The 23,768-nt window shown below is 60.4% G+C and carries 27 protein-coding genes; 8 read left to right on the top strand and 19 right to left on the bottom strand.

What is annotated here, in order from left to right:
- Window positions 1-102: 102 nt before the first annotated feature.
- Both ACR0JA_RS12045 and ACR0JA_RS12040 read right to left on the bottom strand, forming a co-directional pair.
- A complete protein-coding gene (locus tag ACR0JA_RS12045) occupies window positions 103-876 on the bottom strand; it encodes a tRNA1(Val) (adenine(37)-N6)-methyltransferase (protein WP_480574688.1) in 774 nt (257 codons plus the stop codon).
- Window positions 873-1,088, bottom strand: a complete 216-nt coding sequence (locus tag ACR0JA_RS12040; RefSeq protein WP_170712606.1) for a putative signal transducing protein — start codon at window positions 1,086-1,088, stop codon at window positions 873-875. The genes ACR0JA_RS12045 and ACR0JA_RS12040 overlap by 4 nt, the downstream gene beginning before the upstream one ends.
- A 56-nt stretch (window positions 1,089-1,144) precedes the next feature.
- Here ACR0JA_RS12040 and ACR0JA_RS12035 point away from each other — a divergent pair, with 56 nt between their 5' ends.
- Entirely contained in the window at window positions 1,145-2,143 is a 999-nt protein-coding gene (locus tag ACR0JA_RS12035; protein WP_480574685.1) for a polyprenyl synthetase family protein, read from the top strand.
- Here the strand turns inward: ACR0JA_RS12035 and ACR0JA_RS12030 are convergent.
- From ACR0JA_RS12030 to soxR, 4 genes are all read right to left on the bottom strand, one after another.
- Entirely contained in the window at window positions 2,136-2,957 is an 822-nt protein-coding gene (locus ACR0JA_RS12030; protein WP_480574682.1) for a 4-(cytidine 5'-diphospho)-2-C-methyl-D-erythritol kinase, read from the bottom strand. The two genes, ACR0JA_RS12035 and ACR0JA_RS12030, sit on opposite strands and share 8 nt — an antisense overlap.
- Entirely contained in the window at window positions 2,947-4,662 is a 1,716-nt protein-coding gene (locus ACR0JA_RS12025; protein WP_480574680.1) for a tetratricopeptide repeat protein, read from the bottom strand. The genes ACR0JA_RS12030 and ACR0JA_RS12025 overlap by 11 nt, the downstream gene beginning before the upstream one ends.
- Window positions 4,663-4,762: 100 nt before the next feature.
- On the bottom strand, window positions 4,763-6,409 hold the full coding sequence (locus ACR0JA_RS12020) for an electron transfer flavoprotein-ubiquinone oxidoreductase (RefSeq protein ID WP_480574677.1): 1,647 nt from the start codon (window positions 6,407-6,409) through the stop codon (window positions 4,763-4,765).
- A 135-nt stretch (window positions 6,410-6,544) separates the two neighbouring features.
- Window positions 6,545-7,000: a redox-sensitive transcriptional activator SoxR gene (soxR, locus tag ACR0JA_RS12015; RefSeq protein WP_480574675.1), complete on the bottom strand. Its 456-nt coding sequence runs from the start codon at window positions 6,998-7,000 to the stop codon at window positions 6,545-6,547.
- An 86-nt stretch (window positions 7,001-7,086) separates the two neighbouring features.
- Here soxR and ACR0JA_RS12010 point away from each other — a divergent pair, with 86 nt between their 5' ends.
- From ACR0JA_RS12010 to ACR0JA_RS12000, 3 genes are all read left to right on the top strand, one after another.
- Window positions 7,087-7,467, top strand: a complete 381-nt coding sequence (locus tag ACR0JA_RS12010) for a VOC family protein (RefSeq protein ID WP_480574672.1) — start codon at window positions 7,087-7,089, stop codon at window positions 7,465-7,467.
- Between the two features lie 236 nt (window positions 7,468-7,703).
- On the top strand, window positions 7,704-8,174 hold the full coding sequence (greA, locus tag ACR0JA_RS12005; RefSeq protein WP_480574670.1) for a transcription elongation factor GreA: 471 nt from the start codon (window positions 7,704-7,706) through the stop codon (window positions 8,172-8,174).
- Between the two features lie 14 nt (window positions 8,175-8,188).
- Entirely contained in the window at window positions 8,189-9,175 is a 987-nt protein-coding gene (locus ACR0JA_RS12000) for a hypothetical protein (protein WP_480574667.1), read from the top strand.
- Here the strand turns inward: ACR0JA_RS12000 and ACR0JA_RS11995 are convergent, their stop codons facing one another.
- From ACR0JA_RS11995 to ACR0JA_RS11975, 5 genes are all read right to left on the bottom strand, one after another.
- On the bottom strand, window positions 9,176-10,453 hold the full coding sequence (locus tag ACR0JA_RS11995; protein WP_480574664.1) for a molybdopterin-binding protein: 1,278 nt from the start codon (window positions 10,451-10,453) through the stop codon (window positions 9,176-9,178). It lies immediately after the preceding gene.
- A gap of 12 nt (window positions 10,454-10,465) precedes the next feature.
- A complete protein-coding gene (gene mobB / locus ACR0JA_RS11990) occupies window positions 10,466-10,972 on the bottom strand; it encodes a molybdopterin-guanine dinucleotide biosynthesis protein B (RefSeq protein WP_480574662.1) in 507 nt (168 codons plus the stop codon).
- Complete coding sequence (mobA, locus tag ACR0JA_RS11985) at window positions 10,969-11,613, bottom strand: molybdenum cofactor guanylyltransferase MobA (RefSeq protein ID WP_480574659.1); 645 nt, start codon at window positions 11,611-11,613, stop codon at window positions 10,969-10,971. The genes mobB and mobA overlap by 4 nt, the downstream gene beginning before the upstream one ends.
- A gap of 57 nt (window positions 11,614-11,670) precedes the next feature.
- A complete protein-coding gene (locus ACR0JA_RS11980; protein ID WP_480574656.1) occupies window positions 11,671-12,624 on the bottom strand; it encodes an AEC family transporter in 954 nt (317 codons plus the stop codon).
- Between the two features lie 73 nt (window positions 12,625-12,697).
- Window positions 12,698-13,639 carry a formate dehydrogenase accessory sulfurtransferase FdhD gene (locus ACR0JA_RS11975; RefSeq protein WP_480574653.1) on the bottom strand — a complete coding sequence of 314 codons (942 nt, stop codon included), beginning with the start codon at window positions 13,637-13,639 and terminating at the stop codon, window positions 12,698-12,700.
- Here ACR0JA_RS11975 and ACR0JA_RS11970 point away from each other — a divergent pair.
- Together ACR0JA_RS11970 and ACR0JA_RS11965 are read left to right on the top strand one after the other, a co-directional pair.
- Window positions 13,638-14,348 carry an AzlC family ABC transporter permease gene (locus ACR0JA_RS11970; RefSeq protein WP_480574650.1) on the top strand — a complete coding sequence of 237 codons (711 nt, stop codon included), beginning with the start codon at window positions 13,638-13,640 and terminating at the stop codon, window positions 14,346-14,348. The genes ACR0JA_RS11975 and ACR0JA_RS11970 overlap by 2 nt on opposite strands.
- Window positions 14,345-14,677, top strand: a complete 333-nt coding sequence (locus ACR0JA_RS11965) for an AzlD domain-containing protein (RefSeq protein WP_480574648.1) — start codon at window positions 14,345-14,347, stop codon at window positions 14,675-14,677. Before ACR0JA_RS11970 ends, ACR0JA_RS11965 begins: the two co-directional genes overlap by 4 nt.
- On the opposite strand, the gene ACR0JA_RS11960 is transcribed toward ACR0JA_RS11965, so the two are convergent.
- The 7 genes from ACR0JA_RS11960 to ACR0JA_RS11930 form a co-directional block, all read right to left on the bottom strand.
- On the bottom strand, window positions 14,666-15,298 hold the full coding sequence (locus tag ACR0JA_RS11960) for a hypothetical protein (protein WP_480574645.1): 633 nt from the start codon (window positions 15,296-15,298) through the stop codon (window positions 14,666-14,668). The two genes, ACR0JA_RS11965 and ACR0JA_RS11960, sit on opposite strands and share 12 nt — an antisense overlap.
- 19 nt (window positions 15,299-15,317) lie before the next feature.
- Complete coding sequence (locus ACR0JA_RS11955) at window positions 15,318-15,452, bottom strand: aa3-type cytochrome c oxidase subunit IV (protein WP_039522971.1); 135 nt, start codon at window positions 15,450-15,452, stop codon at window positions 15,318-15,320.
- Window positions 15,453-15,519: 67 nt separating this feature from the next.
- Window positions 15,520-16,074: a hypothetical protein gene (locus ACR0JA_RS11950; protein ID WP_480574642.1), complete on the bottom strand. Its 555-nt coding sequence runs from the start codon at window positions 16,072-16,074 to the stop codon at window positions 15,520-15,522.
- A complete protein-coding gene (locus ACR0JA_RS11945) occupies window positions 16,061-17,899 on the bottom strand; it encodes a glycerophosphodiester phosphodiesterase (protein ID WP_480574639.1) in 1,839 nt (612 codons plus the stop codon). Before ACR0JA_RS11945 ends, ACR0JA_RS11950 begins: the two co-directional genes overlap by 14 nt.
- A gap of 64 nt (window positions 17,900-17,963) precedes the next feature.
- Window positions 17,964-18,416: a DUF6173 family protein gene (locus ACR0JA_RS11940; protein WP_480574636.1), complete on the bottom strand. Its 453-nt coding sequence runs from the start codon at window positions 18,414-18,416 to the stop codon at window positions 17,964-17,966.
- Window positions 18,417-18,421: 5 nt separating this feature from the next.
- Window positions 18,422-19,468: an MBL fold metallo-hydrolase gene (locus tag ACR0JA_RS11935; RefSeq protein WP_480574633.1), complete on the bottom strand. Its 1,047-nt coding sequence runs from the start codon at window positions 19,466-19,468 to the stop codon at window positions 18,422-18,424.
- The gene (locus ACR0JA_RS11930) at window positions 19,468-21,171 is read right to left on the bottom strand and encodes an acyl-CoA dehydrogenase (RefSeq protein WP_480574630.1); all 1,704 of its coding nucleotides are present in this window, start codon (window positions 21,169-21,171) and stop codon (window positions 19,468-19,470) included. The genes ACR0JA_RS11935 and ACR0JA_RS11930 overlap by 1 nt, the downstream gene beginning before the upstream one ends.
- A 135-nt stretch (window positions 21,172-21,306) precedes the next feature.
- Between ACR0JA_RS11930 and ACR0JA_RS11925 the strand changes: the two genes are divergently transcribed.
- Window positions 21,307-22,254 carry an L-threonylcarbamoyladenylate synthase gene (locus ACR0JA_RS11925; RefSeq protein WP_480574627.1) on the top strand — a complete coding sequence of 316 codons (948 nt, stop codon included), beginning with the start codon at window positions 21,307-21,309 and terminating at the stop codon, window positions 22,252-22,254.
- Here ACR0JA_RS11925 and ACR0JA_RS11920 read toward each other — a convergent pair.
- Entirely contained in the window at window positions 22,251-22,805 is a 555-nt protein-coding gene (locus ACR0JA_RS11920; RefSeq protein ID WP_480574624.1) for a YqgE/AlgH family protein, read from the bottom strand. The genes ACR0JA_RS11925 and ACR0JA_RS11920 overlap by 4 nt on opposite strands.
- A 163-nt stretch (window positions 22,806-22,968) precedes the next feature.
- On the opposite strand from ACR0JA_RS11920, the gene ACR0JA_RS11915 reads away from it, so the two are divergent.
- On the top strand, window positions 22,969-23,766 hold the full coding sequence (locus tag ACR0JA_RS11915; RefSeq protein WP_480574621.1) for a protein-disulfide reductase DsbD domain-containing protein: 798 nt from the start codon (window positions 22,969-22,971) through the stop codon (window positions 23,764-23,766).
- Window positions 23,767-23,768 lie beyond the last annotated feature (2 nt).

Raw genomic sequence — 23,768 nt, 5'->3', positions numbered from 1 at the left:
GTTGCATGTATTACGTAAGAAGTTGATCACATCGTTTCCAGCCTGTCACGCCTCTGACGCACAGAATCTGTTACAAATCCGACAAATTGGGCCAGTCTTTGCCTAATCTTCGGAAAACCCGGCCAACGGCGCAGCCTGGCGCAACACGGTCGAGACCACGGGAGTATAGCTTTCCCCGTCGCGCTCATGCCGCGCGCCATCATGCAAGATGACCGGTGCCAACAGGCGAAACGCTGCGCGCCCACCTTTGCGCGCCCGAACGATCACCAGTTCGGCGGCGCGATGGGCTCGCGGTGCAAGCGGCAAAACCTCGATCGAGCCCAACCGCCCTGAACAGGCCACCAACAAATCGGGCAAGCGGTCGGCCTTTTGGATCATGTGTACATAACCACGGGGCGCCAACCGTCTGGCAGCCACATCCACCCAGTCGGTCAGGCGGGTTTCCTCACCCAAGGCGATCCGTCGCCCCGAATCCACTGCGGGGCTGTGAGCCCCGGGCCGATAGTAAGGCGGGTTTGCCAAAACATGGTCGAACTGTTGCTGTTTCAATTCGGACGGCAACGCGGTCAAATCCGCTTCGACGACGGTCAGTGCTGCGCGGTTTTCGGCGGCATTTCGGCGCGCCAGATCCGCATATTCTGCCTGCAATTCCACGCCCATTGCCTGCAACCGCGGCACGCGCGCCATCAGGCACAGGATCGCAGCCCCCGCGCCGCATCCCAATTCCAGCACTGTTTGATCAGCGTAGGCCTGGACCGAAGCAGCCAGCAGAACCGGATCCACGCCAGCGCGATAGCCAGACCGGGGTTGCCATAGACGCACCTGACCGCCCAGAAAATCATTGCAGGTCAATTCGCTGTCGGCAAAACGCGTCATCGCCCCAACGGGATCTCATTGTCGCGCATGACCCGTTCAGCGCGGATCAGGTCATCGGCACGCACCATCAGGCGCCGAGGGAAGATTCCGATACCGCCTTCGAGGATGCTCATATTTACGTCCATCTGAAAGCAGTCTATATCCTCGCCCTTAAGAAGGGCGGATGCAAAGGCCAGGATCGTCGGATCGGTGCTGCGCAGAAGTTCTTTCATGGGGATGGATGTAAGGGCAAGGTGAGCCGGAAGTCGAGCCTTGTATCAGGAGTGTGATGACAGTCAGCGCAATTTCAAAGCCTCACGAGCGGCTGGCCGAAATACTTGCACCTGAAATGGCGGCGGTAAACACGCTGATCCAGACGCGTATGGCCTCTGAGCACGCGCCGCGTATTCCCGAGGTCACCGCGCATCTGGTCGAGGCTGGCGGCAAGCGCCTGCGTCCCATGCTGACGCTGGCAGCGGCGCGTCTGTTTGGCTATTCCGGCGACCACCACGTGCGGCTGGCTGCGACAGTGGAGTTTATCCATACCGCCACGCTGTTGCATGATGACGTGGTTGATGAAAGCGCCCAGCGGCGCGGGCGGCCTACGGCGAACCTGCTGTGGGACAACAAATCCAGCGTTCTGGTTGGTGATTACCTGTTCTCGCGCAGCTTTCAGTTGATGGTTGAAACCGGATCTCTGCGGGTTCTGGATATCCTCGCCAATGCCTCGGCGACGATTGCTGAAGGTGAGGTCCTGCAAATGACCGCAGCGACCGATTTGGGTACGGATGAAAGCGTCTACCTTCAGGTCGTACGCGGCAAAACCGCGGCGCTGTTTTCTGCTGCGACCGAGGTTGGTGGCGTCATCGCCGGAGCGCCGGAACCGCAGGTCCGGGCTTTGTTTGAATATGGAGATGCGCTGGGCATCGCGTTTCAGATTGCGGATGATCTGCTGGATTATCAGGGGGACAGCAAGGCAACCGGCAAGAATGTCGGCGACGATTTCCGCGAACGCAAACTGACGCTTCCGGTGATTAAAGCCGTGGCGCAAGCCACCCCCGAGGAATATGCCTTCTGGGAGCGTACGATCAGCAAGGGCCGCCAGGAAGAGGGCGATCTGGATCATGCTCTGACCCTGATGAACAAGTATGGAACCTTAGAGGCGACGCGCGTGGACGCGCGTGGCTGGGCATCCAAGGCCAAGGCGGCATTGACCGCACTGCCGGATCATGAGCTTCGCACCCTGTTGCGCGATCTGGCCGACTACGTGGTGTCCCGCCTCAATTAAGCTTCGTTGCACAGCACCACCAATCGGGATGGGCCGCGCCGATTTCGTAGGCCGCGAAATGTGCGTCCTTCATCGTGGGATAGAGCGCAAAACAGGTCGAGCCCGAGCCAGACATGCGGGCAAACAGGGTGTGCCGGGATGCTTCAAGCGCGTCCAGAACCCCCTCGATCGCCGGGGCCACATCCATTGCCGGGATTTCCAGATCGTTCCGCTGCCCGCGCAACCAGTCGGCGCAGCCCTCGGGCGTCGAATAATCGGGGATCACCTCGGGCATCGGGGGCTTGTCCCGCGATGCAAGCGCCTTGAACACTGCCCCGGTGGGCACGGAAATACCAGGGTTGACCAGAACAGCCGGAAGCTGCGGCAAGGATATGGGCGATAAGTTCTCGCCGATGCCCTGCATTCGAGTGGCCTGACCCGTCAGGCACACTGGAACATCCGCCCCCAGGGACAAGGGCACATTGGTCGGAACATTGATCCCCTGCCCTGACAGCGCCGAAAGCACGGCGGCAGCGTCTGACGAACCACCTCCGACGCCACCACCATGAGGCAGAACTTTGTGCAAGTCGATATGTCCGATCCAGCCCACAGCCTCTGCCGCTTTCCAGGCCAGATTGCGTTGATCGGCAGGCACACCTTCGGCATGTTCACCACTGATCGTCATTGACAGTTCGGGCCCCGGCAACAGCGTCAGATCGTCCCCGATATCTGCAAAAACCACCAGCGAATCCAGAAGGTGATAGCCATCTGCGCGCTGGCCGATCACATGCAGGGTCAGGTTGATTTTGGCGGGCGCAAAAGCCTTAGCCGTCATTGGCGACCTTCAAAGGGTCAGCGCCTTCCTCGTCCAACACCACGTCCAGACCGACCTCGATCTTGCGGCGGATACGGTCGGGGTCGGCCTCACCATCGGTATCTTCGGGATCGACAAAGGACAGCGCGCGCTTCCACTGAAACTGCGCCTCACGCGCGCGGCCCACGGCCCAGTACACATCCCCGAGGTGGTCATTGACCACCGGATCGACCGGCATCAGCTCGACCGCACGTTCCATGTGATCGACCGCTTCGTCGTAACGGCCAAGACGGAAGAGGACCCAGCCCAGGCTGTCGACGATATAGCCGCTGTCGGGGCGCGCCGCGACAGCGCGCTCGATCATGTCCAGTGCCTCGTCCAGCTTTTCGCGCCGTTCCACCAGCGAATAACCCAGATAGTTCAGCACCTGCGGCTGATCGGGGTTCAATTCCAATGCCTTGCGGAAGTCCGCCTCGGCCTTTTCCCAGTTCTTGAGCCGCTCATGCGATATGCCGCGGGCGTAATGCAGGAACCAGTTGGCTCCGGCTCCGGCTTCGGTCAGATTGATGGCGGTGTCATAAGAGGCGACGGCAGCCGCGTAATCCTCTTGCTGGCGCAGCAGGTCTGCCAGAGCGACGTGCACGCCTGGCAAATCAGGCTGTTGCACCGCCAGGTTCTGCAACACTTCGATGGCCGCGTCGGTCTTGCCGGATTGGCGTAGCACTTCGGCCCGGCCCAGTTCCGCCGCGTGATAGTCGAAACTGTCCGGCGGCACGGCGCGATAGGCGTCGACCGCAAGGTCGTATTGCCGCAACTCTTCCAGAAGCTCCGCCGTCAGCAGGATCGCATCGATGTGGTCAGCGCGCAAAAAGTTGGCAATGCGCGTGTACAGCAGCACATAGTCATCCGCCGCATCCGAATTCAACGCCGATCCGACCGAGAAGAACACCTCGGCCATGCCATCACGCGCGGTACGCACATGGGTAAACGGCAGCGTTTCGCCCGCCGCCAGACGTGCGGTGTAGTTCTCGATGAAGGGATCGTTCCCGGCGGCAAACACATCTTCGAGAAACTGCAACGCGTCATCGTTGCGATCCAGTTGAGACAGGATCTCGGCCCGGGCCAGCGCCGCCCGGCGCGAGATACGTGAGACCGCGCCATTGTCGGCGACCAGGACCTCTTCGGCGCCTTCGAAATCGCCAATGGACGCCAGCGCCATTGCCTTGTGGTACAGCGCAAACTCGCGCAGCCCTTCCTGCATCGCGACGGTGTCAAACTGCTCCATCGCCTGGGTCACGGCACCCTGACCGATATGGGTCCAGGCGATCACCAGTCCGTCGACCAGCGGACCAACGCCCTGCGTTTCCGGGTCGCGCGCCAGCAGCTCGTCCAGCTTGTCCTGTGCGATCAGGTTGGCGTAGATCACCATGCGCCCGGCCTGATTTGGACCGTCGCCTGAATCGGTGGCTTCGGCGACCGGCAATGCGCCTTCGATATCGCCCAGCGCGATGCGCGCCAGCAGCACGCTTTCCAACAGCTTTGCGTTTTTCGGATCAAAGTTCAGCGCCCGGCTGTAATACCGCTCGGCAGCGACGTAATCGCTTTGATAGATCGCCTGACGTCCCGCCAGATAAGAGCCCGAACCCGTATCCGCAAAAACCGGCCATGCAACCGATGAGCTGAGAAACGCGGCAATCACCGCGCGACGAACCTGGGAAAACACCAAAAAACTGCCTTGTTGTCGTTGTCTGGCAACAAGCTAGGGCTTTGCCCCCAAAGAGGCAATGGCAGAGCCTTCACGACGCCGCCATTGCCCGGTTTTTTGCTTACATGTTGGGGTAGTTTGGCCCGTCCCCACCTTGCGGCGTGGTCCAGGTGATATTCTGGCTGGGATCCTTGATATCGCAGGTTTTGCAATGGACGCAGTTCTGGAAATTGATGACGAATCGCGGCCCGTCGTCGTCCTGTACCATTTCGTAAACACCCGCCGGGCAATAACGCTGCGCCGGTTCGTCAAACTTGGGCAGATTGACCTTTACCGGGATATCCGGATCAGTCAGATGCAGGTGGCAGGGCTGGCTTTCCTCGTGATTGGTCATCGCAAACGAGACGTTGGTCAGGCGGTCGAAAGACAACGTGCCATCAGGTTTCGGATAGTCGATCGGCTTGTGCTTGCTGGCGTCTTCGGTCGACTCCGCATCGTTCTTGCCGTGGCCAAGTGTGCCGAAGAACGAAAAGCCCAGCGTGTTGGTCCACATGTCCAGACCGCCCAGCGCCAGCGAAGGCACAAGGCCCCATTTCGACCACATCGGCTTGACGTTACGGACCTTTTTCAGGTCAGCGCCAATCGCACCGTCGCGCACGTCGGTTTCATACGCGGTCAACTCATCACCCGAACGCTCGGCCTTGATGGCATCATAAGCGGCCTCGGCGGCCGCCTTGCCCGACAGCATTGCATTGTGGTTGCCCTTGATGCGCGGCACGTTGACCATACCGGCCGAGCAGCCCAGCAGCGCCACACCCGGAGCCACCAGTTTCGGCATCGACTGATAGCCGCCCTCGGTGATCGCACGCGCACCATAAGCCACGCGCTTGCCGCCCTTCAGCAGTTCGGCAACCATCGGGTGGTGCTTGAAGCGCTGGAACTCCATATAGGGGTACAGATGCGGGTTCTTGTAGTTCAGGTGCACCACAAAACCGACATAGACCTGATTGTTTTCAAGGTGATAGATGAAAGACCCGCCACCTGCGTTGCTGCCCAGCGGCCAGCCCATAGTGTGCGTAACGGTGCCTTCCTTGTGCTTCGCCGGATCGACCTCCCAGATCTCTTTCATGCCGACGCCGTATTTCTGCACCTCTTTGCCAGCTTGCAGGTCATACTTGGCGATGACTTCCTTGGACAGCGAGCCGCGGACACCTTCCGATAAGAAGACGTATTTGCCGTGCAGTTCCATGCCAGGCTCGGTACCCGGACCATAGGATCCATCGGGCTCCAGCCCAAAGACACCGGCAACAACGCCTTTAACCTCGCCATTGTCGCCGTAGACCAGCTCGGAACAAGCCATGCCGGGGAAGATTTCGACACCCAGTTCTTCGGCCTGTTCCGCCATCCAGCGACAGACATTGCCCATCGACACGATGTAGTTGCCGTGGTTGTTCATCAGCGGCGGCATCGGCGCGTTGGGAATGCGGATCTTGCCCGCCTCACCCAACATATAAAAGTTGTCTTCTTGCACCGGCACATTCAGCGGCGCGCCTTTTTCCTTCCAGTCGGGGATCAGAGCGTCCAGACCGCACGGATCCAGAACAGCGCCCGACAGGATATGCGCGCCCACTTCCGAGCCCTTTTCAAGAACGACAACGTTCAGATCGGCATCCAGCTGTTTCAGACGGATGGCCGCCGACAGGCCCGCGGGACCTGCACCCACGATCACCACATCGTATTCCATCGCTTCGCGTTCAATCTCGGCCATCGCGGGCTCCTTAGCTAACTTTCCGAATTGGCGCTTTCACTGCGTGGTCTGCGCAATATTGTTTCACGGCTGATTACATGCTCAGAAAGACCTTGGTCAATCAAAACACGGCGTAACATTGCTGCAATGCGGCAGTTATGCGTCCGGAGCGTCCCCCATCAGGTACCTGGGACCGCTACCATGCGATTTTGCGCGGTCGTCGGGGTTATAAAGCGCGCATTTCGGCAGGCTCAGGCATCCGCAACCGATGCAGCCGTCCAGATTGTCGCGCAGCCGCACCAAAGTATCGATTCGCTGATCCAGGCGCGCGCGCAGGGACCGGCTGATCTTTTTCCAATCCTGCGGGGTTGGCGTGCGATTTCCGGGCAGGCCCGACAGAACCTCGCGAATCTCGGGCAGGGTCAAACCGAACTGCTGAGCGATCATCACGAAACTCAGGCGCCGGATATCAGCCCTCTGATAGCGACGCTGCCCGCCCGCATTGCGCCAGGGGGCGATAAGCCCCTGAGCCTCGTAATACCGGATGGCCGAAACCGCCAATCCGGTACGCTGTGCCAAAGCACCAATTGCCAACCCTTCGGATGCTCCCATCTTATCCTCGAGAAATCTCTTGACCTAAAGTTAGGTTTAGAAATTACAGTGAGTCGTGACAAGCCTGAATTCGCAAAGGAGATCCCATGATGGCGACGCTTGAACACACCAATTTCACAGTCCGCGATCCAAAGGCCTCGGCCGCGTGGATGGAGAAAGTCTTTGACTGGAAAACCCGCTGGGAAGGTCCGGCCATCGCTGGTGGCTATACGGTGCATGTGGGCAGCCAGCATACCTATCTGGCGCTCTATGCGCCCGAGGACCCAAAACCCCTGAACAACAGCAGCTACGATGTCGTAGGCGGGCTGAATCATGTGGGGGTGTTGGTCGAAGACCTGAACGCAACAGAAGCAAAGGTCAAAAAGGCCGGGTTTGAACCGCATAACCACGCTGATTACGAGCCTGGACGACGGTTCTATTTCCGCGATGAAAACGGCATCGAATTCGAGGTCGTGCAGTATGATTGAGCTGTTATGGCTAGGATCCGAAGCGCATCGCTGGCGCCGGGGTGATCTGTTGGGGCGGGCAAACAAACACGCCCTGCCACATCCTGACGGCGCGAGTTCGCGAATAAAACGCCGGAACCGCTGACCCCTCTTGCATTTCACGCGGCATTTGGGTCAGGTATTCAGCGACCCATCACTCGCCCCGGCGCTGTTTTCATGCGACGGGGCGTGACAATTTATGCGTGGACCAAGACAAAATGGAAAAAATCCCCATGACGCCCGCGGGCAATGCCGCGCTTGAAGCGGAGCTGAAAAACCTGAAATCCGTCGAACGTCCGGCGATCATCGAGGCTATTGCCTCGGCTCGGGAATTGGGCGACCTGAAGGAAAATGCCGAATACCACTCGGCGCGCGAAAAGCAGGGATTCATCGAAGGCCGCATCAAAGAGCTTGAGGGCATCCTGTCGCTGGCCGATGTGATCGACCCCGCCAAACTGGCCGGGGCGGTCAAATTCGGTGCCAAGGTCACGCTGGTGGACGAAGATACCGACGAGGAGAAGACCTGGCAGATTGTTGGCGAATACGAAGCCAATATCGAAAACGGTCTGTTGAACATCAAATCCCCCATCGCGCGCGCGCTGATCGGCAAGGACGAGGGTGACAGTGTCGAAGTGCGCACCCCCGGTGGCGTGCGGTCCTATGAAATTCTGAGTATCCAATACGCCTGACCGGAGCCGGTGCCATGTCGGGGCAGAATTCAGAGCAAGAGAGCGAGCGGCCAACTTCGCTGGGCGTCTATGACCGTCCAGCGCGGCCAGCCGTGACCGGGATCGAGATCGCAGCGCTTGCGCTCAGCGTCATCTGGTTGGTGGTTTCAGTGGTGTTTTTGGTGCTGCCGGGCGCAGAACAGGGCGGCGGGTTTATCGTCACGCTGCTGGCCGTTTTTCTTCCGGTCGCAATGATCTGGGTTGCGGCCACCGCGATGCGGGCCAGCCGGGTCATGCGCGAAGAAAGCGAGCGTTTGCAGACTGCGATCGACGCCATCCGGCACGCCTATGTTACACAGCAACAGCGCGCCGCCAGCACTTATGAACCTGCGTCAGCCAAAAAGCTGGACGAAATCGCCCAGACCCCCAAACAGGCGGCACCTGCCTCCGCAACCTTTTCGTCGGCCCGAAACGAGCCCACACGTGGCAGTTCCGAACCCGAGGATCAGACCAGTTTGGCCCTCGGCACGCAGGCCGAAGACATTGCCCCGCCGTTGACGACGGATATCTTCATCCGCGCGCTGAATTTCCCCGAAACGCAAAGCGACAAGCAAGGCTTCGAGGCGTTGCGACTGGCGCTGAAAGATCGGAAGGCATCGAAACTGGTGCAGGCGTCGCAGGATGTTCTGACCCTTCTCAGTCAAGAAGGGATCTATATGGACGACCTGCGCCCCGATATGGCCCGGCCCGAAGTCTGGCGTCAATTTGCCCAGGGCGCGCGTGGTCGGTCGGTGGCGACGCTTGGCGGTATTCGGGATCGCTCGTCACTGGCACTGACAGCGGCACGGATGAAGCAGGATCCGATTTTCCGCGACGCCGCGCATCATTTTTTACGCCGCTTCGACCACATGATCGCGGATTTTGAACCCGATGCCAGCGATGCGGACCTGACCGCATTGGGCGAAACACGCACCGCTCGCGCCTTTATGCTGGTGGGCCGTGTGGCCGGGACGTTCGACTAGCTAGATGCCAAAACTGCCATAGGGGATGAACCGAACCGGGTCACCGGGTTGAATATGGCACTCGGCATCGCCGATCTCGACCAGCCCTTCGGCCCAGCTGAGACCGCTGATCCGGCCTGACCCCTCCGAGCGAAAAACCTCGACCCGCCCATCCCGCACGCGGGCACGCAGATACTCGCGACGACCGGGCTTTTTGCGTTTCTCAAAAGCGGCAGGCAAATCGAACCTCTGCGGCAATTGCCAACCCGCCCCCGCCATCAGTCCAAGCGCCGGGCGGGCAAAGATCAAGGTGCAGACCATCGCCGCGACCGGGTTGCCCGGCAAGCCAAAAACCGGCGTGCCCTGCCATATGCCCAAAGCCAACGGCCTTCCAGGCTTGAGCGCAATCCGCCATTCCTGCATCGCCCCTTCCTTGCGCAACAGGGCCGAGACGTGATCCTCATCCCCTGCCGAGGCACCGCCGCTGGTCAGAATCACATCCGCCTGGTCCGCTGCCTGAGTCAGTCGTGCATGCAAATCATCAGGGTCATCCGCGACGCGACCCATGTCGACCGCGTCAAATCCCATCCGGTCGACCAGGGACAGCAGCATGGGCCGGTTCGCGTCAAAAATCTGACCCGGCCCGACAGGTTGACCGGGCTCGACCAGTTCATCTCCGGTCGAAAGAACCGCGACCCGCAAGCGGTCATATACCGGAACCTCGGACACGCCGACCGCTGACAAAAGCGCCAGATCCGCCGGGGTAAGATGACGGCCAGCAGGCAAAGCAAGCTCCCCCGCGGCCACATCTTCGCCCGCCCGTCGCGTGTTGGCCCCACGTTTCAGCGGGCCGCGAAACGCAATGTGGCCTTCGCGGGCTGTCACGTCCTCTTCCAGAATGACCGTGTCCACGCCCTCGGGGATCGCGGCCCCGGTCAGCACCCGCAAGGCGTGACCAGCGGGCAGAATACCGTCAAAGGGGACACCCGCCGCCGCGCGGCCGTCGGCCAGTGGCATCACATGCTCTCCCTCGGGTATCGCGCCTGCAAAGCCGTAACCATCCACCGCACTATTGGCGAGCGGCGGGTTGGACCGCAGCGCTTGCACGTCCTGTGCCAGAATCCGACCCGATGCCTGCGCAAGCTCGGCCGAGCTGTTCGACACCACAGGACGCAACCGCGCACGCAACAGGTCCAGCGCGCTGTCCACCGGCGTCCAGTTCACACCTGCGGGCAAGGCAAAACAGTCGTTCCGCAGCGGCGGAGGCGCAATATCCGGTTTGGGCTCAGATGTCGTCAATTCCACAATCCTTCAGCTTCGCGCCGGGTCCAGCCCGACCTGTTGCAGAATGAAATTTGCAATAGCGGATGTATCGTCCAGATCAAACACAGGCCGGTCCAGTGAAAGGGGCGTGTCACTGGCGACGGCGCGGATCGAGTCATTTTCCTCGGCCATCAGTGGATTTCCCGCCACTGCCCGGAACGCTTCGATCTTTGGATGCGGTTCGCGTTTGTAGCCTTCAATCAACACCAGATCGACCTCGGACAAGCGGGCCAGAAGGCTGCTCAGGGACGGCTCCGACGCGCCGCGCAACTCCTGCATCAGCGCGACGCGGTGGGCCGATGCCAGCAAAACCTCGGACGCACCGGCGGTTCGATGCCGGTAGCTGTCCGTGCCCGGCTGATCCACGTCAACTGCGTGATGCGCGTGTTTGATCGTCGAAACCGAGTAACCTCGTCCGGTGATCTCGGTGACCAAACGCTCCATCAACCCGGTTTTTCCGGCGTTTTTCCATCCGGTGACGCCAAAGAGTCTCATGGCTGCTCCCGCATGTCCTGCGCCTTCGCAAGATCGTCGGGCGTGTTGACGTTGAAAAAGGGATCAAACGGCTCGGCAGAAAACAATGCCTCGCGCCCGTGATGTCTGTCGGTCCACAGCACAACCTTGCGCAAGCCGTCACCCAGTGCCTCGCGCAGGTCGTCGCGCAACGCCACGGGCCAGAGGCCAAATGTCGGATGCCGATTGACTCGCTTGCCGCCGCCGGACTTTAACGCTTCATCCCCGGATCGCGGGGTCGTGGCCAGTACCAGAGGATGCGCTTGCCCCTCGGCGGCCTGCATCAGACGGTCCACCAGATCGCGCGGGAAAAATGGCGTGTCGGCTGCGGCTGTCACGATGGCCTCTGCGCCCTGTTCCGCCGCCCAGTCCAGACCCGCCAGAACGCCTGCAAGCGGACCGGCAAACCCATCGACCGAATCCGCAACGATGGGCAGGCCAAGATCCGAGAACCGGCTCGGGTCCCCATTGGCGTTCAGCACCAGCCCCGCAACCTGCGGGGTCAGGCGATTGATCACATGGGACAACAGGCTTTGCCCTCCAAGCTGCAACCGGCCTTTGTCGCCACCACCCATGCGAGTGGCCAGACCCCCGGCCAGAATGACACCAATTGGGCGATTCATCCCCGTCCTCTCGTGTTCGAAATGCACGCGGCACATTCCCAGCATTTACGCCAAGGATCAATTCAATTGAAACGCCGTTGGGTAGATATGATGCAGGACGAATAGCCACACGATCAGCGTCGCGATCGACAGGAATGAGGTCGCCGAAACCGTATGTGCGGCAAGCTTGGGCTCTTGATCATAATGTTTGGCCAGCAAAAAGATGTTCTTCGCTGTCGGCACCGCCGAGGAGACCACCGCAGCGATCGTCCATAACGGGTCCAGCCCGATCAGGTGCGCAGCCAACAGAACGAGGCCAGGTGCAACGATCAGCTTGGTCACGGACAGGAACAGAATCAGCGGCCCCGTCTGCACGATGGTTCGCACACTTGTGGTAAATCCGATCGCAAACAGCGCCACAGCTGCAAGCGCCTGGCTGAGCAGTTCCAGATAGTCCGACACGGCGCTTGCAAACCCGATCCCGGTAAAGGAATAGGCCACCCCCAACAGGGTCGCGGCGATGATCGGGTTCTTCAGGACGTTCAGAATGATTTTCAGGATCGGAGTCTTTTTGTCAGCGCTATGCCCCGCGCTGCTTTCCAGGATCGACGTCAGGATCAAAAACAAAATGGCAACCACGAGGTTTGCCAGAACAGCAGGCAACGCACCGCTGGACCCGAAAATCGCATGCAGGATCGGCAGCGCCACCAGCGCGGTGTTCGAGGCGACCGCTGCAAACGCCGCAACTGTGGCGGACCCGACCTGCAGGTTCAGAATAACCCTGAGCCCGACAAACAAAGCGGCAAACAAAAGCAGCAGCGTGCCGCCATAGGCGAGGTAGAAGCCAATATTCAGCAGGTTCGCAAATTCTTCCTGCCCGATCAGATAGAACATGATCGCCGGAATCAGCACATAGACGGCGAACTGGACCAGCGCCTCCGAGGTGTCTTTGCCCAGAAGGTTTGTCCATGAAAATACGTAGCCGGTGAGGATGACCGCAAAAACAGGTGCGATGAGGTTCACGAGTTCCATATGCCACCTTACGACATATCACCCGGATTTTGCAGAGTTTTTCGCGACTTTCGCAGCCAACGGAAAAGAGTTGTCAGGACCCGGCGCTCTTGCGGCGGTGCTTTTTCTCTTCCTGCGGCACACTGGACGGGTCGACATCACGGAGCACACGATCCTCGCCCGCCAAGCAAACAAACCGTTGCCCGCGCATGCGTCCGATCAGGGTCAATCCAACTTCGCGCGCGATCTCGACCCCCCAGGCTGTGAACCCCGATCGCGAGGCCAGAACCGGGATACCCATCATCGCCGACTTGATCACCATCTCAGAGGTCAAGCGGCCCGTAGTGTACAGGATCTTGTCAGCGGCCTCTTCGCCTTCGGACAACATCCAGCCCGCAATCTTGTCGACGGCATTGTGGCGACCGACATCCTCCATATAGACCAGCGGGCGGTTCTCGCGGCACAGGACCGTGCCATGAATGGCCCCTGCCTCAAGATACAGCGAGGGTGTGCGGTTGATCTTGGACGCCAGTTCGTACAGCCACGACGTGCGGACAGGGGTCTGCGGCAGGCGCACATCCTCAAGCCCCTCCATCATGTCTCCGAAAACCGTGCCGACAGCGCAGCCGCTGGTGCGGGTCTTCTTCTTCAGCTTGTCCTCATAAAACGTTTCACGCTCGGTGCGAACGACAACGGTTTCCAGATCATTGTCGTAATCGACTCGTGTGATCGTGTCGTCGGGGCGCAACATGCCCTGATTGCGCAGGAAGCCCAGCGCCAGATACTCGGGATAATCGCCGATGGTCATTGCGGTCACGATTTCCTGCGCGTTCAGGAAAATTGTCAGCGGTCTTTCCTCGACCACCGAGATCCGGCTGACCTCTCCGTTCTGGTCCACGCCTTCAACCGCGCGCGTCAGGCGCGCGGCCCCGGGTTCCGGGGCGATGAGATAGTCTGACAGATCGATTTCCGTGGCCAATTGCAACCCTTTCCCAAGACCGCTACTGCTGCTGCGATCACCATAGGATTTAGCCATGGCAAGCTCCACATCCAAGTCATACTTCTGGAAAGGCGTTCGGGACGGTACCCCGTTTATATTCGTCGCCGGTCCATTCGGCCTGTTGTTCGGAGTTTTTGCTGCCGAGGCCGGGCTGGACATCGTCCAGACCATGGCTTTCTCGGCCACCGTCTTTGCCGGGGCGGCACAGTTTACCGCCTTGCAATTGATGCAGGAAAACACACCGACCCTGATTATTCTGATCTCGGCTCTGGCGGTAAATCTGCGTGTCGCGATGTACTCGGCTTCACTGACGCCGTATTTGGGAGCCGCGCCGTTGTGGCAACGGGCCTGTGCGGCCTTTCTGATTGTCGATAACACCTACGCCAGCGGCATCGCGCGGTTCGAGAAAGAGCCCCAGATGACTGTACCCCAACGGATGGTTTACTTCTTCGGGTCGGCAACTCCGGTCACGCCTCTGTGGATGCTTACCACCTTTCTGGGGGCTGTTCTGGGTTCACAGATTCCGGACAGCTGGGCGCTGGATTTTGCGCTGCCGATTGCATTTCTGGCGATGATCGGCCCGATGATGCGGACATTGGCCCATGTGGTCGCTGCGCTTGTCGCCATCATCGTCGCGTTGTTGACCGTTGCGGTGCCGTTCAACCTTGGCCTTCTGATCGCGGGTTCGGTCGGCATGATCGCCGGTTCCCAGGCCGAACTGATGCTGGAGCGCAGAAAGACATGACACAAACAGACCCGATCACCATATGGATCATCATCGTCGGTCTGGCCCTGGGCAGCTACGCGTTGCGGTTCACATTCATCGGTCTGGTGGGCGACCGTCCGATGCCGCCGTGGCTGCTGCGCCATCTCCGCTATACCGCGGTCGCGATAATCCCTGCTCTGATCGCGCCTTTGGTCGCCTGGCCCACCGCCACTGACGGACAGCCGGATCTGCCGCGCATGGCAGCCGCCTCTGTCACACTCGCAGTCGGGCTTCTGACCAAAAACGTGCTCTACGCGATTTTCAGCGGCGCAGCCTCGCTTTACGGTCTGCTCTACCTAGTTGGTTGAGGTCGCATCCAACTGATTGAGGCGCGCGTTGTTCTGCGCCAGCCCCTTTTGCAAGTCGGCATCGTCATTCTCGCGATATTCCGAGGTGACGACCCCCGGAATCTGCCCGAATTGCTCGGACAGTTTGACCGGAAAGAAGGTCACATCAATCTGCTCGAATCCCGGAACCTGTTGCAGCAGCCGCGCAGTTGAGTTGGCACAATAGGCCCCGGCCACAGGCCCCGACTGCTTGGCCAGTTGCAGCGCGATCTCGGCCTGCTGCGGGCTGACTTCGATGGTTTGAATGCGGGCATAATGCGTCTCGCGCGCGTGGGCGCTGCGATAGGCGCGTTCAACCGCAGGCGTAATGCCGTACAGAACGTCATCTCTGATCGGAACGACGTCGGCACGGAACGATCCCGCAGGGTCAAAAATCACGCGTTCGCTGCCGCCGATCATCAGGGACGTATGCGCCCCGGACCCGGTGCGGGTGCTGATCATCGTGTAAAGCGTTAGGGTCGAGGGGCCGGGATCCCGAAAGGATCGGGCTACAATCTCGGCCTGATCGGCCTGCGGCCGCTGCGATCCGACACATCCTGCCACGGTTGCTGCCAACAGGCACGCAATCAAAATCCTGAACACGGATCGCCCCCGGGGTGAATTACGACGCAAAAACCGCCAGGAACAGGCACAGGAACGCGATGGCCACAACGCACCATGTGGTGAACTTGATGAAACCATCAAAGGTTTTGGTTTGTACGGTGATGTCCATTTCGCCGTGCTTGTGTTCAGCCATGTCTACTAGATTCCCAATTCGCGTGTTTCAGGCGTGGATACTGGAATTTTCCCGGCCTGTCACGATGTCATTCGCGCGCAGGTGACGTAAAGATCGTACATCCCGGGTAACCGAAGCCCCACCGCCACGGCAAGCCGCTGCATGGCCCTCCGCCAAAGCGGACCGCCATGTACATTGCCTCACCCGTTATCGAATGAACCGAGCGAATCTGGTCCGGGGTCATGTCGTATCTGGCCGCATATTCATTGGCGTGGCCTTCGCCGTGGTCCTTCACGCAAGTGCGCAGCGCGTCATCTGCGGTTAGACGCGCCTCGAAACCGTCTTCGGCATTTTCGGCACCGCCCGCGTTGTGATAGGCGCGATCATGGGTGACGCAGCAATATTCCCAGGGCGGGTGCGCCTCATAAAGCGCGCTGAATTTCGGGAAGGCGTCCGCCACCAGCCGCCAGCTTGATGACAACCCGCCCGAACATCCGTCGGTTTCGAACTCTGACAGGTCACCGGCGTCGCGGACCACCATCAGCGCGCGATGGGCGGGCATCTCGACCCCGCGCATCAGATCCTGTGCTGCAAGCGGCGAAGCCAGGCACAAAAGGATAGCGGACAGCTTACGGGCTGGCATCGCGCATCTCGTCGGTATCGATCGACAATCCGAACGTGGTCGCCAGCCAGAGCAACAAGCGCTCACCCGGGCCCATCTCGGCCCGCACACGCAGCACCTCGTTCGCCATCGCCGGGCGGTCGGTGATCAGGCCATCGACCCCCATCGAAGCCATCGCTGACATTTGCAGCGGGTCATTTACTGTCCAGACATAGATGTCCTTGCCCGCATCGTGGATCTGACGGATCAGCCCGGGTGAGACGGTCGCTGCGTTTACGGCCACGAATTCACCCTCGAGCCCCGACAGATCGCCCACAGCCGTCGCCGCCAGAACGCCTGCGCGCCAATCGGGACGAATGGCTTTCATCTTCTGGACCGCGGGGTATTTCAGCGACATGGTCGCGATCTCGTCCTGCATCTCCAGCTCTTCGACGATGGCTGCAACCCGGTTTTCCAGATCGACGTCGTGGCCATAATACTTCAATTCGATGATGACCTTGGACTTGCCTTTGGCCGCGCTCAGCACGTCATGCAAGGTCGGCGCGCGTTCCGAGGCATATTGGGGATCAAACCAACTGCCGATGTCGATTTCTGCCACGTCCTCCATCGTGGCGTCCCAGACCTTGAGCGGAACGCCCGCCAATTTCATGAAATCGCTGTCATGGGCGATGATGACCACACCATCCGCAGTTTCCTGAACATCGATCTCAACCCAATCTGCGCCATCCTCGATCGCTTTGAGCACCGCTGCCATGGTATTTTCCGGCCTTAGCGCAGCGGCCCCGCGATGGCCGATAACATCGGCATGATCGGGTGCCTGCACCTGTTCCAACAGTTCCTGCCCGGTCCATAGACCTATCAGCACGGCCAGCGCTGCAACAGCGACAGTAACCAGGGTCGGCGCGCGCAAATTACCCGGTTCGGGGTGCGGCAGGGTACCCGCCTTGGGCTCGAAGAACTCGTCCAGCACAACAGATAGCGCGCCCAGTGCAGTGGCCGCCAGCACCAGCCCCGCCAGCGACCAAAGGGCCGCGACGATCAGGCTGAGCATCAGAGCAACCCGCAGATTGGTCCCCTCTTGCAATGGAACCAACGCGAACAACATTCCCGCCACTGCGGCGATGGCTGCGGCGATTGCGATGCGGATAACAATCCAGATGACCAGTTCGATCTTCAGCCGCCCCTGCTTGCCCTGCATTCGCAGGGCACTTTCGGCAAAGGCCGCTTTGGGCCCTACTTTCTCGAACAGAACCAGATGTAGGCCCAGCGCCCAGGCCGACAACCGGCGGATCAGTACCCAGGCCAAAGCAGCCACGACCAACCCGATCAGAACCACCGCCACCCAGAACGCCGGCGGGTGGAATGTCAGGTAATAGTTGATGTCGTATTCAGTCAGCGTCCACCAGGCAATCAACCCGGCGACGGCTACAAATGGTAACGCCAGGACCAGAACCCGCAGGATCAGACGCACGGCAAATCCGAACAGCGCGGGCAGGCGCGTCAGGATCAACCTGATCGCAGAACCGCCCGCACGCCACGGGTCGCTTTCGCCCATCCGCAGAGATCCGGCCATCACCGCAAAGACAAGCACCTCAGCCAGCAGAAACAAACTGAGCACGACGATTGCAGCCAAGAACCCTGCTGGCGACAGCAGGAACATGGCGATGTCCTGATCCGTCAGCGCCGTTTGGTCGGACAGCGAAACGGCAAAATTGACGGCCATGGCCACGCCCGGCGCAATCAATGCGATCAGCAGCAACCGAACCGCGACATAAATCGGAACGAATACGCGCCGCCGCGCCCATGCGCTTGTGTAGGCATTTGTAACGGCTGAGAAATTGGTCACGCGGCGCCCTCCTGAACGATGCACTCATTCAAGGCTGCGCAGACGTGAATTGCAAGCTGGACCGTCAGCTTTCTTCCAGATCGGCCGCCAGGCGAAACCCTATTCGGTTGGCCGGCTTGTCTTCGATCGTCTTTGGCAGGGCCCGCAGCATCACGTTCAGTTGGCTGACATGCTGAACCAGTTGGGTTTTTGCCCCGCCCCCGTCCGAGCCATAAAAAGTGATCACGTCCGGATCGAAATAGCCCATGCCTTCGATCCGCATCACCCCGGCGTCGCCGCCGGTAAAGCCCATAGCCACCTCATGATCGCCATCCAGTGTTTTTTCAAAGTTCTGGATATACAGAATCAACCGTTCATATGCCCATTGGGCCGGGCTTTTGGTCTCGACCGGTTGTTGCAGCGGCTTCGGCAGTTCCTTTGAACCGGAGTCGCTAGCGGAATTGGCATGCACCTCATAGCACCTGGGCAAAGCTGCGGCTTCTGCAGCCTCGGCCGAGGTTTCGATTTCATCCTGCATCTGATCTACCCTTTGCGCTGATACTCCCATGCCCCATCCGCGCGCCGCGTCCGGGTGACAGCATCAATGTGGTAGAGATGATTGAGGTGCGCAACCGCTTCGACCAAAGCAAGCCCGTACTCGCCTTCACCGATCTGACGCTTGAACAGGGGTGCAAAGCACTCGGACGCGGTTTTTGGGGCATCCAGTTCGGCCGCCAGACGATCAAGCGCGCCGTGGTGGTTCTCGACCAGTTGGCGCATGCGGACCGGCAGCCCGGTGAAGGGCAGCTTGTGCCCGCCAAGAACCAGCTGTTCGGGCCGCGCCAGCTGAGCCAGTCGCTCGCAGGATTCCATCCAGTCGGCCACGGGGTCGGCCATGGGTTCGGTGGCGTAGACGCCCAGATTGGAACTGATGGAACTGAGGATCTGGTCTCCGCTCAGAACCAGATTGTCATCGCGGCTCCAGAATGTGGCGTGTTCCGGGGCATGGCCATTGCCGATCTGCACGTCCCAGTCGCGCCCACCCATGCGGATCACATCACCCTGCTTGATCCGGGTAAAGCCCAGCGGCATCGGATAGACCGCATCCGCGAAGTTGAAAGGCCGTTCCGCCATGCGCTTGGCCAGGATCTCGGGCGCCATTCCAGCGCTGCGGTAATAGTCCAGGGTCTGCTGCGGCCAGGTTTCCTGCACGTCCAGCGTCAGCATGCGCGAGAACAGCCAGGCCGTCCGCGTGGTGACCAGTTCCGCACCATGTTCGGTCTGAAACCAACCCGCATTGCCCACATGATCCGGGTGGTGATGGGTCACCACAACCCGGTTGACGGGTTTGCCGGCCAATGAACCTGCCATGAGTTTTTCCCAGATCGCGCGAGACTTGTTCGTTGACACGCCCGTATCGAGCACCGTCCATCCGTCGCCATCGTCCAACGCATAAACGTTCACGTGATCCAGCACCATCGGCAACGGCAGCCGAATCCAGATAACGCCCTCGGCGATTTCCATGCACTCTCCGGGGGCCGGTGGTTCAGCCCAAGGATAGTGAATCGACAACGGGGTATCTCCGTCCATCAGAGTGCCAGCTCCTCGGCGCTGAGGGCGTACAGATCGTCAGCACCGGTCTGCGCCTGCGCCAGAAGCCCCGCATGTTCCGGCAGCAACGCGTTGATGTAAAAGCGCGCCAGTTTGGCCCGGGGTCCGTCCGGGTCGGCCAGCGCTGCGGATAGGTGGAAATGCCCGCCCAACACGCGTGCAAAGGCGTGAAGATAGGGCACCGCGCCGCCAAAGCGGCTGTTCATGTCACCCTGAGCAACCATCCATTCGGTTGCCTCACGCAAGGTTTCCGTCGCCTCCCAAACCGGCCCGGCCAGTTCGGGAAGGGTCGCCCGGGCGCGTTCGGCCTGATCCTCGATCTCGTCAAGCAGGCTCATAGCGGCCTCACCCCCGTCCATCATCTTGCGACCGACAAGGTCCATGGCCTGAATGCCGTTGGTGCCTTCGTAGATCGCGGTGACGCGGACGTCGCGGTAGTACTGCGCGGCACCGGTTTCTTCGATGAACCCCATACCGCCATGCACCTGTACGCCAGTCTCAGCCACGCGCATGCCCGCCTGAGTACCGAATGCCTTGCAAATCGGTGTTAAGAAGGCGGCGCGCGCCGACCATTCCGGATCACCTGTAGCCTGCGACATGTCGATCGCAGCGGCGTTGGCCAACAGGATCGCGCGCGACGCAAAAACATCGGCCCGCATTTCCATCAGCATACGACGGACATCCGCATGGTCGATAATGGTGCCCGAAGCTGTTTTGCCCTGCTTGCGCTCAAGCGCATAAGCCAACGCATGCTGATAGGCGCCTTCCGCAGCGCCGACACCCTGACCGCCAACACCCAGACGCGCGTTGTTCATCATGGTGAACATCGCAGCCATGCCACCATGTTCCTTGCCCACAAGCCAGCCTTTGGCTCCATCATATTGCATGACGCAGGTGGGCGAGCCGTGCAGACCCATCTTATGTTCCAGCGAGACGACCTTCAGATCGTTGGCAACGCCCGGATTGCCATTTTCGTCAGGGATGTATTTGGGCACCAGAAACAACGAAATGCCCTTGGTTCCCGGGACACCGTCCGGCAGACGGGCCAGAACCAGATGACAGATGTTTTCGCAGAAATCATTGTCGCCCCAAGAAATAAAGATCTTTTGCCCGCTCACGGCATAGGTTCCGTCGCCATTGGGTTCGGCGCGCGAGGTCAAAGCACCGACATCCGACCCGGCCTGTGCCTCGGTCAGGTTCATAGTGCCGGACCACTCACCCGCCATCATCTTGGGCAGGTACAACGCCTTGAGCGCGTCGCTGGCGTGATGTTCAAGCGCCTCGATCTGGCCCTGGGTCATAAGCGGGGCAAGTTGCAGAGACAGGCAAGCTGCTGACATCATCTCGTTGACAGCGGTCGTGACGGTCATCGGCAGACCCATTCCGCCATAGTCCGGATCGCCGCTCATACCGATCCAACCACCTTCGCTGATCGCATTCCAGCCGTCCGCATATCCGGGTGAAGTGCGAAGCACTCCGTTTTCCAGCCGGGCAGGCTCCAGATCGCCGGGACGTTGCAGCGGGGCCAGAACTTCTTCGCACATCTTGCCGGCTTCTGACAGGATGGCGCTGACCACATCGGCGCTGGCCTCCGAAAATTTCTCGGTAGCGGCGATCTGATCGAATCCGACGACGTTGTCCAAAAGGAATTGATAGTCAGAGGTCGGTGCGCGGTATGGCATGGCTGTTCTCGGGCTTGTCTGTCGGGTTGTAAGAGCGGGCTTGGATTCTTCAAGCCCCCCCGGTATTCATCTGGGTTGGCACGATTACCTACCTGTCCCTATGTTGCAATCAACCAAAACGCGGCGTCACGACCCATGATCCCTTATCGCACCGAAGTCTTGTCCGCCGATCCCGCTGGGCTGACACAGGCCGCCGACTTGCTGCGACAGGGATTGCTGGTCGCCTTCCCGACCGAGACGGTCTACGGGCTTGGCGGCGACGCCCGCAACGGTCAGGCAGTGGCGGCAATCTACGCCGCCAAGGGGCGCCCCAGTTTCAACCCGCTGATCGCCCATGTCGCCTCGGTCGCAGACGCGCAGCGATACGTGGAATGGTCCGATCAGGCGGAACAGTTGGCAAATGCGTTCTGGCCCGGTCCCCTGACTTTGGTGCTGCCCCTGCGCGATGGGCATGGCGTGTCGTCGCTGGTCACTGCCGGGTTGGAAACACTGGCGGTTCGGGTTCCGGCGCATCCGACAGCGCGCGCGTTGCTGAAAGCCGTCGATGCACCGGTTGCGGCCCCATCGGCGAACCCATCGGGCCGGATAAGCCCGACCACCGCCGCACACGTTCTCGCCGGGCTGGACGGGCGCATTGCAGCGGTGCTGGATGACGGCCCCTGCGGTGTGGGCCTTGAATCCACGATTGTCGGATTGGCAGGCGAGCCCGCCCTTCTGCGGCCCGGAGGCGTTGCGTTGGAAGATATCGAGGCCGTTTTGAACACCCGATTGCATATCCACCAGTCGGGCGATCTGCTGACCGCCCCCGGGCAATTGCAGTCGCATTATGCGCCCGAGTCGTCCGTGCGCCTGAACGCGCAGTCACGGCAAGGTGACGAAGTGCTTCTTGGGTTCGGCACTGGCGAGTGCGATGTGAACCTGTCCGCAAGCGGAAACTTGAACGAAGCCGCGGCCAACCTGTTTGCGGCCCTGCACGCGTTGGACAAATCCGGCCGCCCGATCGCCGTCGCCCCGATTCCCGACACGGGCTTGGGCGCTGCGATCAACGACCGGCTCAGACGCGCTGCGGCGCCCCGCGACTAGGCGCGGCCCGCGCTGGCCGACAGGGTCAGCGGGTCAACACCCAGGGTTGCCAATGCAGCCTCCCATTTTTCGTCATCGGGAAGATCGAATACCAGCTTGGGGCTTGCGTCAGTAGTCAGCCAGCCGTTCATGGCAATCTCATCCTCAAGCTGATCCGGTCCCCAGCCGGAATAGCCCAGCGCCACCATCGCGTTCAGCGGTCCTGTGCCCGAAGCAAGGTCTTCCAGCACGTCCAGCGTTGCCGTCATACTGAAATCGGTGCTGATCTCCATCGAATGCAGGTTCGCCTCGTAATCCGAGGAATGCAGGACAAAGCCGCGCGACATCTCGACCGGACCGCCGAAATGTACCAGGCGTTCGCCGACCACCGGGATGCGGCACGGGATATTGAGCTGTTCCAACAGAGCCTTGATCCGCAGATCCGACGGCTTGTTCACGATAAGCCCCATCGCGCCATCCTCAGCATGGCTGCAAATGTAGACGACCGAGTGTTCGAAACGCGGGTCGCCCATACCAGGCATCGCAATCAGCAGTTTTCCGGTCAGGTCCATGTGAAGGAGTCTCTTGTCTCGGCTTCCTCTGCAACAATGGCCCCGGAAGGCGGGGAATGGCAAGGCGTCAGCCGGGATTCCGGCAGATTTCATCGAAGTGACCGGAACGTGACTTGGCAATCGGGTTCGCAGGGCGCATTTATGGGTCATGACGAATTTCCGGATGTCGACAGCCGCGGCCCTGATCGCCAGCTTATGCCTGACCTCGCCTGCCATCGCGCAGGGCGTGGATCAGCTTGTGCAACTGGATATTCTGGACGGTGGGCGCACAGCCAAGGGCACCTATCAGGGTGCTTTGCGGCTGACATTGAAAGACGGCTGGAAGACCTATTGGCGCGCTCCGGGCGATGCCGGTATTCCGCCGCAGTTCGACTGGGGCGGTTCGGGCAATGTAGGCGACGTGAAAATCACCTGGCCCGCGCCCAGCGTGTTTGACCAGAATGGGCTGCAATCCGTCGGATATGAGGGGCAGCTGGTGTTGCCGGTCGAAATCACCCCGAAGAACCCGACAAAGCCCGTGCGCCTGCGCGGCGAGATGGATCTGGGCGTGTGCAAAGATGTCTGCGTCCCGGGACGTTTGGATTTCGATCACGTGCTGGATGCCGAAGCCGGGCGCAATCCGACCATTGCCGCAGCGCTGGCTCAACGCCCGTTCTCTGCGCGCGAAGCAGGCGTGGCGGGGGCGGCCTGTCATCTTAAGCCCACAAAGGACGGAATGCAGATCGAAGCGCACATCACCATGCCCTCGGCGGGTGGCGAAGAATTCGCGGTGATCGAGCCCGGCAACCCGACGCTTTGGGCCTCGCAGGCGGAAACCAGGCGGCAGGGAAACACGTTGATTGCCCGGTCCGAGGTGATCAGTGCTTCGGGCGGACCATTGGCGCTGGATCGGTCCGAGGTTCGGATCACCGTGCTTGGGGTCAATCACGCCGTGGACATCCTTGGGTGCAGCGCGGGCTGACC

This window comes from Ruegeria sp. AM4, assembly GCF_056540665.1.
Note: the sequence above shows the minus strand (reverse complement) of the source record. Positions and strands in the feature narration are given on the sequence as shown.